The following is a 14,318-nucleotide window of genomic DNA, read 5'->3' on the forward strand; positions in this document are numbered from 1 at the left end:
AAGGCGCGTCGACGATGCCAGCCATGCTGACCTCCTCTAGCTCGCGATACGATGCGATCGTCGTCGGGGGCGGACATAACGGCCTTGTCGTCGCCGCCTATCTCGGTCGTGCGGGCCTGAAAACGCTCGTCGTCGAAGCCAGCCCCCGCCTCGGTGGCCCGGCCGCCACGGTGGAATTCATGCCGGGCTACTCAACCACCCTCGCCAACTCGCCGGGATCGCTCGAACCCAAGATCGTGCGTGAGCTGGAGCTCGAACGCTACGGGCTGAGCTTCGTACGTCCTGATCCCACGCTCGTGCAGCCGCTCGGTACGGACGCGCTGTATGTCGGCTGGCGAGACCCGGCGCGCAACAATGCCCAGATCGAGGCTTTCGCGCCTGGCGAGGCAGCCCGCTACGCCGCCTTCTTTGCCTATCTACAGAACTTTGCCGACCGGCTCGGCATCTCGATTTTCGAGCCGCCTCCATCCCTGCAACATCTGACCCGCAACCTGTCCCGGCTCGAGGATCAAGAGGCGTTCAGCCGTATCTTCTTCGGCAGCGTCCGCGACCTGATGGACGAGTTCGAACTGGCGCCGCAGACGAAGGCCCTGATTGCACCGCTGGCCGTCGTCGGCGGCCAGGCGGCGCCGTCCACACCCGGCACTCCGTTCAATCTGATGATGCGTCCGCTCTCGCTGGCGTCGCTGCGCGAAGCCGGAGGCCAGGATCCCCGGCTGATCCCGCTGCGCGGGTCGACGGGGCTGCCGGTCGGCGGCATGGGCGCAATCATTAATGCGCTGCGCGATAGCGTTATCGCGCATGGCGGCACGGTCATGACCAGTGAGCCTGTCGCCTCGATCCGTACGAACGGCGAGGAAGTCTTGGGCATCGTCACTGCCGGTGGTCTTGCATTCGAGGCGCCGATCGTCGTGTCCGCGATCAACCCGCGCACCACTGTTGCGACGCTGCTCGACGACGTAACGAACTGGGGCGAACTTAAGCCCAAGATGATGCGCAAATCCCTGCGCGGCCGGGCCTTCAAAGTGGTGCTCGCTCTCGATGGCATGCCGCGTTTCGCTGGCGCCACCTCCGATGCCGAAGCGGCGAGCTTTGCTTGCACACAGTTCCGGATCGCGCCGACCCTCGACTATCTTGAGCAGGGGCACATGGACATGCTGGCAGGTCGGCTGTCGGACAAGCCCGTGATCTGGGGGCTGTGCCCGTCTATGACCTCACCCAGCCTGGCACCTGCCGGCAAGCACGTCCTCAGTCTCAATGTCGGCAACGCACCCTATCATCTCCGCGACGGAACCTGGGCCGAGGGACGCGACATCCTGGCGAAGCGCGCAATCGCCAAGCTCAGCGAGTTCATGCCGACTCTGCCCGGAATGATCAGCGACTATCGGATCATCGACCCGACCCAGTTCGAGAGCGAGTTCGGGCTGGTCGAGGCGAACATCACCCATGGCGACACGCTGCCTGCCAACATGTTCTGGATGCGGCCGATGCCGGGCTTGCACGCCTATCGGACGCCGACGCGCGGGCTCTATCTCAGCGGAAATGGCAGCTGGCCGGGCAACTACATTTCCGGGATCGCGGGGCACAATACCAGCCAGGAGGTCCTTCGCGATCTGCAGGCCCAGCGCCGCCCGGCGACGCAGGTCCTCGCCGGAGTGGGGAGCCACTGATGGTCAGCGTCGTCGCCGTCGCAACGCATGCCGGGGTGTCTCCCGCGACAGTCTCGCGCGTCCTGTCGGGGCGAATCGTCGTCGCCCCGGAAACGCGGGCCCGGGTGCTCGAAGCCGTCAAGGAACTCGGTTATCGGCCCAACGAGATGGCCCGGAGCCTGCGCGCCGGGCGTGGCCGGGGCGTCGCGCTCGTCACCGGCGACGTCGAGCAGGGTATCTATGCCGCCCTCGCCAAGCATGTGCAGGCAGAGCTAGAGGCGCTTGGTCTGGATCTCCTGCTGTTCAACCTCGGACATCGCGAGGACCGGCTGCGTCATTTCCTGGAGCGGGCGCCGTCGCTGGGCCTGCGCGGTGTGCTCTTGTCCTCGCCGCATATCATGGACATGGCGGAGTTGATGCCACTCATTCTCACCGCGACCGCGAGCGGAATCGACGTGATCTCGGTCAGCCAGGATCTCAGCGCCTACGGCATCGCGTCGATAATTCACGACGATGTCGGGGGAGCCCGGGCCGCTGCGGAACATCTGATCGCACAAGGCCGGACGCCGATCGCGTTCCTTGGTCGCATCGCGACCTCGGCGATCGGTCGTGCACGCTTCGAGGGCTATCGCGACGCTCTTCTTGCTCATGAACAAGCGATCGACCCGGACCTGGTCTGGGACATCTCCGAGGGCTATCGCGCTGATGCCGGTTACCAGGCGACCTCGAATGCGCTGGCAAAGGGCCTGCATTTTCGAGCTGTTCTCACTGCCAGCGACGAGCTTGCGCTGGGAAGCATGGCTGCCGCCACCGACCGTGGCCACTCGGTACCTGGCTCGGTTGCGTTCGTTGGCTTCGGCGGTCTGGGCTGGGGCGTTTTCTCGCGTCCCTCGATCACCACCGTCAGCCTCGATGTCGGCGCCGTCGCCCGAGCTGTCAGGGACAGGTTCAAGGGCGAGGACGAGGTGCCGTCGACGCCTGAGCGCATCGTCGTGCCCGCCAGACTTGTCCTGCGGCAATCCGCATAATCACCGATACGGGACTTACAAGGGTTCGAAGTCATGCTGATCGATGGCCTGCAATGCGGGCATTTCACCCGCGACGTCTTCACTGAGCTGCGGCAGGCGAATGTCGCGGCTGTCACCGTGACCTGCGGCTTCTGGGAGGGGACGGTCGAATCCCTGGACTCGCTCGCCCGCTGGCGCGATCTGGTTGCAGCCAACAGCGACCTCGTCGCAATCGCCACGACGGCAGCCGATATCGAAGCCGCGGCGGCTGCGGGCCGCACGGCAATCGTGCTCGGCTTTCAGAACGCCAACCTCTTCGAGGGCCGGATCCGCTTCGTCGAACTGTTCGCCGAACTCGGCGTTAGGGTCATTCAGCTGACCTACAACAACCAGAACGAACTCGCGGGTAGTTGTTACGAAGAGACGGATTCCGGGCTGGCCCGTTTCGGCCGCGAGGTTATCCGCGAGATGAACCGGGCCGGCATGCTGGTCGATCTCTCCCATGTCGGCAACCGCTCGACGCTGGATGCGATCGACTGCTCCGACAAGCCCGTCGCCGTGACGCATGCCAATCCCGACAGCCTGTTCACGCATAAGCGCAACAAGACCGACGATGTCTTGAAGGCGCTGGCCGGAAAGGGCGGGGTGCTGGGCTGCGCGACCTATCGCAACATCACGGGCGACCACTATTCGAGCTCGCTGCAGTCCTGGTGCGAGATGGTCGCCCGCACGGTCGACCTGATGGGCATCGACCATGTCGCGATCGGAACCGACCGGAGCCACAACTTCACCAAGCCGGATTACGACTGGATGCGGATGGGCCGCTGGACCCGTGGCGTCGATTATGGCGCCGCCTCCGCGGCCAGCCCCGGCAAGGCACCCCCGCCATCCTGGTTCACCCAGGTTCATCACCTTGGACTGTTGCCCGACGGGCTTCGCGGCGTCGGCTTCAAACCGAACGAGGTCGAGAAGATCACCAGCGGCAACTGGTTGCGGCTCTATGGCGAGGTCTTTGCGGACGGACGCCCGGCGCAGGCGGCAACGCCCGGCTTCGTCCAGAGCGATCCGGTTCTGGCCCTGTCCTGAGCCCTTTGACGACCACCGTTTTGAGAGCATCATGAACCATTCCAGGCAGTTCTATATCGATGGCGACTGGGTCGCTCCGTCGACCTCGCGGACCCTCGCGGTTGTCGATCCCGCGACCGAGACGGCCTTCGTCGAGATCGCAATGGGTGCGAAAGCCGATGTCGATCGCGCCGTCACCGCGGCACGGCGCGCCTTCGAGAGCTTCTCGCAGACCTCGCGCGCCGAGCGGGTCGCGCTGCTCCAGAAGATCGTCGCCGGCTTCGAAGCGCGCGCCGATGAACTGGCCCGGACGATCTCGCGCGAGATGGGGGCGCCGCTTCCCTTCGCGCTAAGCGCCCAGGTCGGCAGCGGCCCCAACCACATCAAGGAGATGATCCGTGTCCTGGAGCGATTCGAATTCAACGCGCCCCATGACCGCACGATGATCGCGAAGGAGCCGATCGGCGTCTGCGCGCTGATCACGCCATGGAATTGGCCGATCAACCAGATCGTCTGCAAGGTCGCGCCGGCGCTGGCAGCCGGCTGCACCATGGTGCTGAAGCCGAGCGAGATCGCACCCCTCAGCGCCATTATCTTCGCCGAGATCCTGCATGACGCAGGCGTCCCGGCCGGCGTCTTCAATCTCGTCAACGGGGATGGGCCAGAGGTCGGGGCCGCTCTGGCCGGCCATCCCGATGTCGACATGGTCTCCATCACCGGCTCGACCCGGGCGGGCGTGCTTGTCGCGAAAGCGGCGGCGGAAACGGTCAAGCGCGTCGCGCAGGAGCTCGGTGGCAAGTCGCCGAACATCCTGTTGCCGGATGCCGACATGAAGCGCGCGACCGAGCTCGGCGTCGCGCGCTGCTTCAGCAACACCGGCCAGTCCTGCAGTGCTGCGACGCGCCTGCTGGTGCCCGCAGAACGGCACGACGAGATCGCAGGCTATGCCAAGGCAGCAGCGGCGACCTTCGTCACCGGCGCCCCAGATCAGGAGGGCACGACACTAGGGCCGCTCGTCAATGCGGCTCAGTTCGACAAGGTTCAGCTGCTGATCGAAAAAGGCATTGCCGAGGGGGCAACGCTCGTAACCGGCGGCCCGGGGCGGCCAGAAGGCCTGGAGCGCGGCTATTATGTGCGTCCGACCGTCTTTGCAAATGTTCGCCCCGACATGGCGATCGCGCGCGAAGAGATCTTCGGGCCCGTGCTCGTGATCATCCCCTATCGGGACGAGGACGAGGCGGTCGCGATCGCCAATGACACGCCTTACGGCCTGTCGGCCTATGTCCAGGGCGGCGATCTGGATCGGGCGCGCCGCGTCGCAAGACGCATTCGCGCCGGCAATGTCCACATCAACTACCCTCCCATCGATCGCGGCGCGCCTTTCGGCGGCTACAAGCAGTCGGGCAACGGCCGCGAATGGGGTGCCTGGGGCCTCCACGAATTTCTCGAGATCAAGGCGATCATGGGCTACCAAGCATGAGCGCGAACATCATGGACCAAGCGGAGCCGGAACGGATCGCGCTCGATATCCATGCACATCTTGCGCCCGTTCTGCCGGAGCGCCTGGGCGCCATCCCCGGGGTCGACTGGAATGCCGATCCGGGCACGTTGACGATCGACGGCTATACGCTGGCCGCGCCGTCGGTCTATCGGGCTGAGGCGCTGATCGGATGGATGGACACCAACCGCGTCGAGCGCGCCTGGATATCGATCCCGCCGCCGCTCTATCGGCTCGATCTTGACGAGGCGGCCACCCGCAGCTGGACGCTCTACGTCAATGACGGCCTCGATGCGCTGGCCGCCCTCTTTCCCGAGCGCCTGGCCCCGCTGCATCATCTTCCGGTCAGTCATCCGGCCCTCGCGGCCGAGATCGCGACCGACCGCGCCGGTCGCGGCGTCGCGCGATTCGCGATGCCCGCCGGATCGCAGGCTCGGGAGATTATCCTGTCCGACCCGGCCTATGCGCCGCTCTGGGCCACCTTGGACGAGTCTCGCGCCTTTCTCTTTCTGCATCCATGCAAGGGCTGCGATCCACGCTACGAGCCGTTCTACCTGCACAATCTTATGGGATCCCCAGTGGAGACGGCGCTGGCCGCGGCCCATCTGGCAATGTCGGGCGTGCTGGAACGCCACCCTGGCATGCGCGTCTGCCTCGCCCATGGCGGCGGAGCGGCCGCTGCGGTCGCGGGACGCCTCGAGCGTGGGCAGCTAACAGGCCGTCCCGGCGCCGACACTGGTGCACAAAAGCCCCGCCTTGCGTTTCGCCGGTTCTGCGTCGACTGCATTACGCATGATCCCGCGGCCTTAAGACTGGCGACCGAGATTCATGGCGAAGGCCATGTGCTGTTCGGGTCCGACTGGCCCTTCTCGATGGGCCTTCCCGATCCGCACGCGCAGCTCAGCGACACCGACCCTGCTCTGCGTCGGAAGATTTTCCACGACAACCCGGTCGCGCTGGGGCTGCTGAAATAGCTGCACCCAGACTCGGCTGTTCCTCCCCACGCCGCGGCGTGCTCTTCAAGGCGGTCTTTCTCATGACAATTCAGCATATTGGAATAGGGCCGCGGGCAAGTGAGGCGGTCATTCATAACGGCGTGGCGCACTTCGCGGTCACGCCCGAGCGCCCTTATGATGGTGGGCTCGATGCCGGCGAGCAGACGCGCCAGCTGCTGGCCAGGCTCGACGCCAAGCTTGAGAAATTCGGATCCTCCAAGTCCAAGGTCATCTTTGTCACGATCGTGCTGGCGGACATGGCGAGCAACGCTGCGGTCAATCACGAGTGGGACCAATGGATCGATCCGAATGCGCCTCCCTCGCGGGCCTGCATCTCCGCCGCCTTGGCAAGCCCGGCGATGAAGGTCGAGTTCATCGTCCAGGCCGCCGTTGATGCCTGATAGCGTGATACTCAATCACAACAAGGAGGATGTCGAAAAGTTGGCCAGCTGGCCAAGTTAACACACTGAAGCAGGGTGTTTCGACTTCGCGGGGGCAAGGCATGATTTTGGGGCGGATAATTGTTCGGCCGCTCGGATGGGCGGTCGTGTAGCGTGCATATTGGTCGATGCCGTCCAGCCTGGCTGGCTAAGCGCCCTCCACCTGAGATCTCCTCGGGTTCATGCTTCGGTCCGCGGTCAGCGCAGCGGCTGCCAACATGATGCTGGTCCAATACGGCGTCCGATGTGCCTATCTCATAGGTGCGCTCGACCGAGGTCGGCGACAGTCCTGACCACGGCATCAATCGGAACCGCGTCCCGGTGGGGACCTCGAAGGCCTGCGTTACTCAGGCAGGGTTCAACGGCAGTTTTCGACCTGGCAAACGGCGGTCAGGTCGTCATAGCGGCCGGCGGAAAGTCGGGCTGGAACATGGTGCCGTCACTCCACATCCGGTGCAAAATTGAGCCTATGCGCCGCGCCAGCGCTACCATTGCGCGCTTCTAGTCGCAGCGGATCGTCTGGACCTTCTTCGGCATTTCGCCGACCGCCGGAATGAACTGTCCGGTCGCGGGGTCGAGCAGCATCAGGACGCCGGTCGCAACCGCGAAATAGGCGCCGTGCAGATGCAGCCTGCCCTTGCCCTCGAGAATCTGGACGCAGGGGAAAGTCCGCAGATTGTTCAGCGACTGCTGGATCGAGGCCAGTGCGAGACGCTCGACATAGCTTTCGAACTCCTCGTGGCGTCCGCGCCCGCCGGTGCGCTCCGCGGCGGGGCTGATCAGCGTGATCCATTTGCCGATGAAGTCGCCGGACGAAAGCGGCCCCTGCGTATCGTCGGCGAAGGCGCGGATGCCGCCGCAGCGGCCATGGCCGAGCACGACGATATGTTCGACCTTGAGCGCCTGTACGGCATATTCCAACGCCGCGGACGTTCCGTGGAGCTGATCGTCGGGCGAAAAGGGCGGTACGAGATTGGCGACGTTGCGGGCAACGAACATTTCGCCGGGACGGGCATCGAAAATGACTTCCGGCGACACGCGGGAGTCGCAGCAGCCGATCAGCATGATCTTCGGCGTCTGTCCGCTCTCGGCTAGCTCCTCGTAGCGATTCTTCTCTCGCGAGAAGCGGTCATCAAGAAAGGCGCGATAGCCTTCCGTCAGGCGATCTGGAAACGGAGCCACTGGTTTTTCCATAAGCCATGTCGAACAGCAGATCGACCGGTTCGTCAAGATCATGTTGCGTCGCGGTATCGCGACGCCGCGCCGTCAGGACGCTGTCAACTTCGCCTGCAATCGCGCGCTCAGTTCTTGAGAAACGCCGGAAACCGCCACCGTCTTGAGGCGGGCGCTGGCGCCGGCGACGAGCTGAACATGCGAGCGTGGAACCTCGAACAGCCGCGCCAGCAGGGCAATCAGTGCGGCGTTCGCTTCGCCCTCGGTCGGTGCGGCGCGAACCCTGACCTTCAGCACCTCGCGGCCATCGGACAGTTTTTCGATGCCATCGAGCGCGTCGCGACCGCCGCGCGGCGTCAGCCGGATGGAGAGGCTCAAGCCATCCCTTACTTCGCGCCAGGCTGGAAGGCCCATCTCAGCTGCCCGACTCGGCATGATCGTTCCGGTACAGCCATGCGTCGGCGTGACCTCGACATGCGCGCATGGATCCTCAAGCCCTCTATGTCTCGCCTGACGTGGCATATAGCTTGCTCAGGCTTCCACGCAATGAGAGGCCTATCCGTTGACCGAACCCTGCGAACTCAGCGCCGTCGAGGCGCGTGCCCTGATTGGGACCAAGACGCTTTCCGCCTCCGAACTGCTCGAAAGCTGTATCCGCCGGATCGACGCTGTGGATCCTGCCGTCAACGCCATGGTCGCTCGCGATGACGAGCGCGCGCGCGCCGCAGCCAAGCAGGCGGACGCTGCAACGATGCGAGGCGACGCGCTCGGGCCGCTTCATGGCCTGCCGATCGGGATCAAGGATCTCGAGAACGTCGCTGGCCTGCGCACAACCTATGGCAGCGAGCTCTATCGCGACCATGTTCCCGCCGAGGACCAGCTGATCGTCGCCTCGGTGAGGAAAGCCGGCGCGATCGTGCTCGGCAAGACCAACACGCCAGAATGGGGCGCCGGCGCCAACACGCGCAACGCCGTCTATGGCGCGACCGGCAACCCGTTCGATCCATCGAAATGCGCGGCGGGATCGTCGGGTGGCTCGGGCGTGGCGCTGGCGACCGGCATGGTTCCGATCGCGACGGGTTCGGATACCGGCGGCTCCCTGCGCAATCCCGCCGCCTATAACGGCATCGTCGGCTTCCGGCCCTCGCCGGGTTTGGTGCCGAGCGAGAAGCGCCTGCTGGGCTGGAATCCGCTGAGCGTGCTGGGGCCGATGGCGCGGACCGTGCCCGATCTCTGCCTGTTGCTGTCGACGATGGTCTCCGACAATGCGGCCGACCCGCTGGCCACGACGATCCACGGCAAGACGGTGCGCCGCCCCGAGGATTTCTTCCGGCCCGAGCCGATCGATCTCGCAACGCTACGGGTGGCGGTGACGCCCGATTTCGGCTTCGCACCGACGGAACGCCATATCCGCGAGGTCTTCGCCGAGAAGGCCGGCCGGTTCAGCCATCTCTTCGCGAAGACTGAAGAGGCGACGCCCGATTGCAGCGGCTCGGACGAAACGTTCGAGGTGCTGCGCGCGGTCAATTTCCTCGCCGGCATGTATGAGCGCGTGCGCGACACGCCCGAGATGGTCGGCCCCAATGTCAGGGCCAATGTCGAGGAAGGCCTGGGCTATGGCGCGCTCGACATTACCCGCGCGCTCAAGCAGCAGACGGTTCTGTACAAGAACTGGCAGGGCTTCTTCGCGGATTACGACGTCATCCTGTCGCCGGCCGTCACCTTGAGTCCGCGGCCCTGGTCCGAGCTTTATCCGGCGGAAATCGACGGCACGCCGACCCGGACCTATTTTCACTGGCTGGCGCTGGCTTACGCCGTCACGAATGTCGGGCATCCCGCGATCTCGCTGCCCGTGGGGCTCGATCGCAACGGCATGCCCTTTGGCCTCCAGATTGTCGGCCCGCGTGGCGGGGACGCCAAGGTGCTGGCCGTCGCGGCGGCGCTGGAAGCCGCGCTGGCCGGCGATGCGCTGACCTGCCGGCCCGTTCCCGACATCGCGAAGCTAGCGGCCATGCCGCGCCTGAGCGACAGTCCGGGCTTCCTGGGATTCGGTTGAGCGATAGCGCTGGGTTGAATGATAGCTTTGGATTGAACTGCGAGCGTCAACGACACGACAATAAGGGGACCATGCCAATGAAACGTCGCGCACTCCTGCAGGGAGCCGCTGCCGCCGCGCTGCTCGGTCCCCTGACAATCCGCTCGGCCCTTGCGCAAAGCGCCAGTCCCGACGTGCTCAAAATGGCGCCGCAGTCCAATCTGACCTCGCTGGACCCGATCTGGACGACGGCGACGGTGACCAACAACCATGGCTATTACGTCTTCGACACGCTCTATGGCGGTGATCTCGACCTGAAGCCGCAGCCGCAAATGGCGGAAGGTCACGAGATCTCCACCGACGGCAAGACCTGGCGTATCCGTTTGCGCGACGGCCTGACTTTTCACGATGGCGCCCCGGTCAAGCCTGCCGACTGCATCCAGAGCCTGAAGCGCTGGTGCCAGCGCGACCCTTACGGCCAGTTGCTGGCCAAGGTCGTCGAGGCCTGGAATGCGCCTGACGAGCGCACCATCGAGATCAAGCTCACCCGGCCGTTCCCGATGATGCTCGATCTGCTCGCCAAGGCCGACAACCCGCCCTTCATCATGCCCGAGCGGCTGGCGCAGACCGATGCCAACAAGCAGGTCACGGAGATGACGGGCTCCGGCCCCTACAAGTTCGTGCCGAGCGAATATGTTTCCGGCAGCCGCGCCGTCTATGAGAGATACGAGGGCTACAAGCCGCGCAGCGAAGCGCCGAGCCGCAATGCCGGTGGCAAGGTCGCCAATTTCAAGCGGGTCGAATGGCATATCCTGCCCGATCCCGCGACCGCCGCCAGCGCCCTCACCAAGGGCGAGATCGATTGGTGGGAACGGCCGCTGGCCGATCTTCAGCCATTGCTGGCGAGAAGCGCCGACATCAACCGGGAGGTGATCGACAAGGCCGGCCGCGGCTCGATCATGCGGCTCAACCATCTCCAGCCGCCCTTCAACAACCCGAAGGTTCGCGCTGCCGTCCGCCTTGCGGTCAATCAGGAAGACTATATGCGGGCGTCGCAGGGTGATGACAGCTCGACCTGGCAGATCTGCCGTAACCTGTGGTGGCGCGGCACGCCCTATTACACCGGCGAGCAGGAGGATCTGATGCCGCAGAGCCTCGCCAAGGGCAAGGCGGCGCTGAAGGAGTCCGGCTATAATGGCGAGAAGGTCGTCATCATCAACCCGACAGATTTCCCCGATATCGGGCCGCTCGGCGACGTCACCTTCGACCTGCTGAAGCAACTCGGCATGAACGTCGAAATGGCGGCCAGCGACTGGGGCACGGTGATCCAGCGCCGCAACAGCCGCGAGCCGGTCGAGAAGGGGGGCTGGAGCATCTTCCACACCACTGGCGCGGCCATTGGCTGGGGCAATCCGGCGCTTTCGAATCTGGTGCGCGGTCCTGGCGCCAAAGGCTGGTTCGGCTGGTGGGACAGCGCGCCCGCAGAGGTGCTGGCCGAGGAATGGCTCTATGCGCCCGACGAGGCCACCCAGAAGAAGGCGGCCGCCACGTTGGGTCGATTGGCGCTCGAAGAGGTGGCGACGATCCCGCTCGGCCAGTTCGTGATCCGCACGGCCTATCGCAAGAGCCTGACGGGCATGCTGCCGGGATCGGCGCCCTATCCGTGGGGCCTGAAGCGCGCCTGATCGCGGCCGCGCAGGGGGCGGAGTTCTCGTTCCGGCCCCCTGCTGGCGTGGCTAAGCCGTTGCTGCCACCGCCGCCGACCAGGGCGAGACGACATCGCTGCAGCCTTCCGCCCCGTCCCTGTCGACGCGGATGAAGTTCGGGCAAGCGAAATTGATCGGCAGCACGCTGTGCTCGACAATGGCGAGCGGGCCGGCGGCCTCAAGCGCCGCCAGCACATCGGCCGGCAGACGCAGATCGGCGCTGGCTGAATCGGGGCCGGACACGTCGATGCGCGGCTGATGCGCGACGTCGTCGACATCCATGCCGAAATCGAGCGACCAGGCCAGGGTCTGGTAGACGCTCGCCAGAATGCGCCGCCCGCCCGACGCTCCGACTGCCATGCGCGGCCAGCTGCCATCCTTTGGCGTCACGACGACCGGGCACATGTTGCAGAGCGGCCGCGCGCCGGGCGCGATCGCATTGGCGCTGCCGGGGCGCGGGTCGAACCACATCATGCCGTTGTTCATCAGCACGCCGGTGCGCGGCAGAACCACGCGGCTGCCCATCGAGGACAGCAGCGTCGTGGTCACCGCGACGAGATTGCCCTCGCCATCGACCACCGTGAGATGCGTGGTGCAGGTGTCGCCCGGCTCCTGTGCCGCGGCCTGCGCCGCGCCAAGGCCCTCGAGCCGGCTGCGATAGGCCTGCCGCATGACGGTGGACAGCTTGGCGAACCAGGCGGCGTCGGGGCCGTCCTTGCTAGCCTTGGTGCCGGCCATGCCCTCGACCACCTCTGCGAGTGTCGGGGCAGCGGTCAGCCCGCCGGCGGTGTGCAGCAGATGGGTGCCGCGCCACTCGATCACCGGCGCCTCGCGGACCGTCGCCGCGCAGGCCTCGAGGTCGCGCATGTCGACCACGCCGCCGGCCTCGGCGATGTCCTGGACCAGCAGCCGGCCGGTTTCGCCGGTATAGAAATCGCTCAATCCGGCCTTGGCCAGCCGTTCGAGAGTGGTGTGCAGTTCGCCAAGCGGGAAGAAGCCCGGCGTGCCCTGATAGGGCGGCACCGGCGGCAGTCCTCCCGGCAGATAGATGCGTGCGCTTTCCTGATAGAGACGCAGCACCGAGGCCGAGGAGGCGACCTTGAGCGTGGTGTACCAGTCCTGCGGCAGGCCGCGCTTGGCCAGCGCGATGGCAGGCGCCAGCAGCTCCGCCAGCGGCAGCGACGAGCCGAATTCTTCCTTCAGCCTGGCATAGCCCGCGACTGATGAGGGAATGCAGAAGGAGAGGGGGCCGTGAATGTTGCGGTCGCCCTCGACCTCCGGCCAGGTGAACAGGTCCTTCTTCATCGCCCCGGTCAGGGGGTAATCGGCGGGATCGGCGCGGTGCGGCGCGACAGGGCCGAAATCGACGACCTGCGCACGCGTTTCGCCAGCCTTGAGGACGACCGCAAAGCCGATGCCGCCGAGCCCGCTGTTCCACGGCTCCAGCGCCGCCAGCGCAAAGCAGGCGGCGACCGCCGCATCTGCCGCATTGCCACCGCTTTCCAGGATCGCGACGCCGGCCTCGGCCGCCTCGCGGTTCTGGGAGACGACGATGCCGTGGCGGCCTCGCGCGGAGGGCTTCGTCAGGTGCCAGTTTTGCGTGCGGTGGGGGCGGGCAGGTTCGACATGGGCCATGGCATCACTCGCGATTTCGATGGCGCATAGTGACACGCCCGCGATCACGCCGTCGAATGCGCGAAGTCGGTGGCGGGGGCCAGCGATTTGCAGGTCAGGGGCCGGGGCTTTCTTGTCGGGCGGCCAACCGCTTCGTCGGCAACCCCACGAAACATGCGCGCATTTCGGCAGCCGACCGATCGCGCAATGCGGACTGCGGGATGAGGGTCGGGTCGCTGGGCGACCCGCCGTGAGGCGGCGTCAGAACACGTTCGGGTAGATGTAGCGAACGATGACGCTCTGGATGAAGAAGATCAGCAGCAGCAGGATGATCGGCGAGATGTCGATGCCGCCGAGATTGGGCAGCCTCTGACGGATCGGTCTCAGCGCAGGCTCCGTGACGCGATAAAGCGAATCCCAGACGGTGGCGACGAACTGGTTGCGCGTGTTCACCACATTGAAGGCGATCAGCCAGCTCAACACCGCCGAAGCGATCAGAATCCACGTGTAGATGTTCAGCGCCAACAGCACGACATCGAGAACGGCACGCATAGGCATCCCTTTTTGAGCTTCATAGACCGGGAACGCAGAATGTTTCGCGCCCGGTGACCGAAAGTCGTGGCGCAGACGATTGACATTCACGCGACGCACGGCCTAGAAGGCCAGCGCCTTCGGGGCTGTAGCTCAGATGGGAGAGCGCTGCAATCGCACTGCAGAGGTCAGGGGTTCGATTCCCCTCAGCTCCACCAAGGCTTTCATCTAACGTGATGAAAGCCTTGGTGATTTCCGAAGTGCAATTCTCCCGGCCCTATTTTTCCACCTTGGTTCCCGTACTGGATCAAGCCGCCCGCCTACGGGCGGCTGCGACCAATTCGCGGAGAATCTGCGGCACGCATGCCGCAGGCTGCAAATCGCCTTCGTCGCCCGAGGGCACTGCCGGATGCTGAGGCCGGCACTGGCTCGTCTCCGGCACGCAACCTGCCGGCTCTCGCAGCGGCAGGATGGCTCGCTACGAGCCGATGATCCATCGTGGTCAGCGCGACGCTATGTGGCTTGCGCTCGAACAGGCTGACGCCCGCGTCGTCGTGGCGATGCGCGCAGCACCCAGGCGCAGCGTGCCTTTATTGGGAGCTGCT

The 14,318-nt window shown here is 65.3% G+C and carries 12 protein-coding genes and 1 tRNA gene; 9 read left to right on the forward strand and 4 right to left on the reverse strand.

Translation table 11 applies throughout. From position 1 onward, the window contains the following. Nucleotides 1-23: 23 nt before the first annotated feature. Genes C4S73_RS22840 through C4S73_RS22865 form a run of 6 tightly spaced genes read left to right on the forward strand, consistent with a single transcriptional unit; the run spans nucleotide 24 to nucleotide 6,615 of the window. Complete coding sequence (locus C4S73_RS22840; protein ID WP_160115882.1) at nucleotides 24-1,670, forward strand: phytoene desaturase family protein; 1,647 nt, start codon at nucleotides 24-26, stop codon at nucleotides 1,668-1,670. Continuing rightward, complete coding sequence (locus C4S73_RS22845) at nucleotides 1,670-2,677, forward strand: LacI family DNA-binding transcriptional regulator (RefSeq protein WP_103874906.1); 1,008 nt, start codon at nucleotides 1,670-1,672, stop codon at nucleotides 2,675-2,677. The genes C4S73_RS22840 and C4S73_RS22845 overlap by 1 nt, the downstream gene beginning before the upstream one ends. A gap of 33 nt (nucleotides 2,678-2,710) precedes the next feature. Then, entirely contained in the window at nucleotides 2,711-3,742 is a 1,032-nt protein-coding gene (locus C4S73_RS22850; RefSeq protein ID WP_103874907.1) for a dipeptidase, read from the forward strand. A 31-nt stretch (nucleotides 3,743-3,773) separates the two neighbouring features. Then, on the forward strand, nucleotides 3,774-5,201 hold the full coding sequence (locus C4S73_RS22855; RefSeq protein ID WP_103874908.1) for an aldehyde dehydrogenase family protein: 1,428 nt from the start codon (nucleotides 3,774-3,776) through the stop codon (nucleotides 5,199-5,201). Next, nucleotides 5,198-6,193 carry an amidohydrolase family protein gene (locus C4S73_RS22860; protein WP_160115883.1) on the forward strand — a complete coding sequence of 332 codons (996 nt, stop codon included), beginning with the start codon at nucleotides 5,198-5,200 and terminating at the stop codon, nucleotides 6,191-6,193. The genes C4S73_RS22855 and C4S73_RS22860 overlap by 4 nt, the downstream gene beginning before the upstream one ends. Before the next feature lie 38 nt (nucleotides 6,194-6,231). Beyond that, nucleotides 6,232-6,615: a RidA family protein gene (locus tag C4S73_RS22865; protein ID WP_244595739.1), complete on the forward strand. Its 384-nt coding sequence runs from the start codon at nucleotides 6,232-6,234 to the stop codon at nucleotides 6,613-6,615. A 540-nt stretch (nucleotides 6,616-7,155) separates the two neighbouring features. Here C4S73_RS22865 and C4S73_RS22875 read toward each other — a convergent pair. Together C4S73_RS22875 and C4S73_RS22880 are read right to left on the reverse strand one after the other, a co-directional pair. After that, on the reverse strand, nucleotides 7,156-7,848 hold the full coding sequence (locus C4S73_RS22875; RefSeq protein WP_103874910.1) for a carbonic anhydrase: 693 nt from the start codon (nucleotides 7,846-7,848) through the stop codon (nucleotides 7,156-7,158). Between the two features lie 72 nt (nucleotides 7,849-7,920). Further along, nucleotides 7,921-8,262, reverse strand: coding sequence for a DUF167 family protein (locus C4S73_RS22880; protein WP_342210589.1), 342 nt, complete (start codon nucleotides 8,260-8,262; stop codon nucleotides 7,921-7,923). 127 nt (nucleotides 8,263-8,389) lie between these two features. On the opposite strand from C4S73_RS22880, the gene C4S73_RS22885 reads away from it, so the two are divergent. Then, complete coding sequence (locus C4S73_RS22885) at nucleotides 8,390-9,883, forward strand: amidase (RefSeq protein ID WP_103874912.1); 1,494 nt, start codon at nucleotides 8,390-8,392, stop codon at nucleotides 9,881-9,883. A 77-nt stretch (nucleotides 9,884-9,960) separates the two neighbouring features. Further along, on the forward strand, nucleotides 9,961-11,547 hold the full coding sequence (locus C4S73_RS22890; protein WP_103874913.1) for an ABC transporter substrate-binding protein: 1,587 nt from the start codon (nucleotides 9,961-9,963) through the stop codon (nucleotides 11,545-11,547). Between the two features lie 51 nt (nucleotides 11,548-11,598). Here the strand turns inward: C4S73_RS22890 and C4S73_RS22895 are convergent, their stop codons facing one another. Further along, nucleotides 11,599-13,203 (reverse strand): gamma-glutamyltransferase, encoded by a 1,605-nt coding sequence (locus tag C4S73_RS22895; protein ID WP_103874914.1) that lies wholly within the window; start codon nucleotides 13,201-13,203, stop codon nucleotides 11,599-11,601. 240 nt (nucleotides 13,204-13,443) lie between these two features. Further along, nucleotides 13,444-13,734 carry a YggT family protein gene (locus C4S73_RS22900; protein WP_103874915.1) on the reverse strand — a complete coding sequence of 97 codons (291 nt, stop codon included), beginning with the start codon at nucleotides 13,732-13,734 and terminating at the stop codon, nucleotides 13,444-13,446. Nucleotides 13,735-13,855: 121 nt separating this feature from the next. Here C4S73_RS22900 and C4S73_RS22905 point away from each other — a divergent pair. Beyond that, nucleotides 13,856-13,931, forward strand: a tRNA-Ala gene (locus tag C4S73_RS22905). Nucleotides 13,932-14,318: the final 387 nt, after the last annotated feature.

Origin of the sequence: Allobosea lathyri (assembly GCF_900108245.1) — a bacterium.
GTDB classification, from domain to species: Bacteria; Pseudomonadota; Alphaproteobacteria; order Rhizobiales; family Beijerinckiaceae; genus Allobosea; species Allobosea lathyri.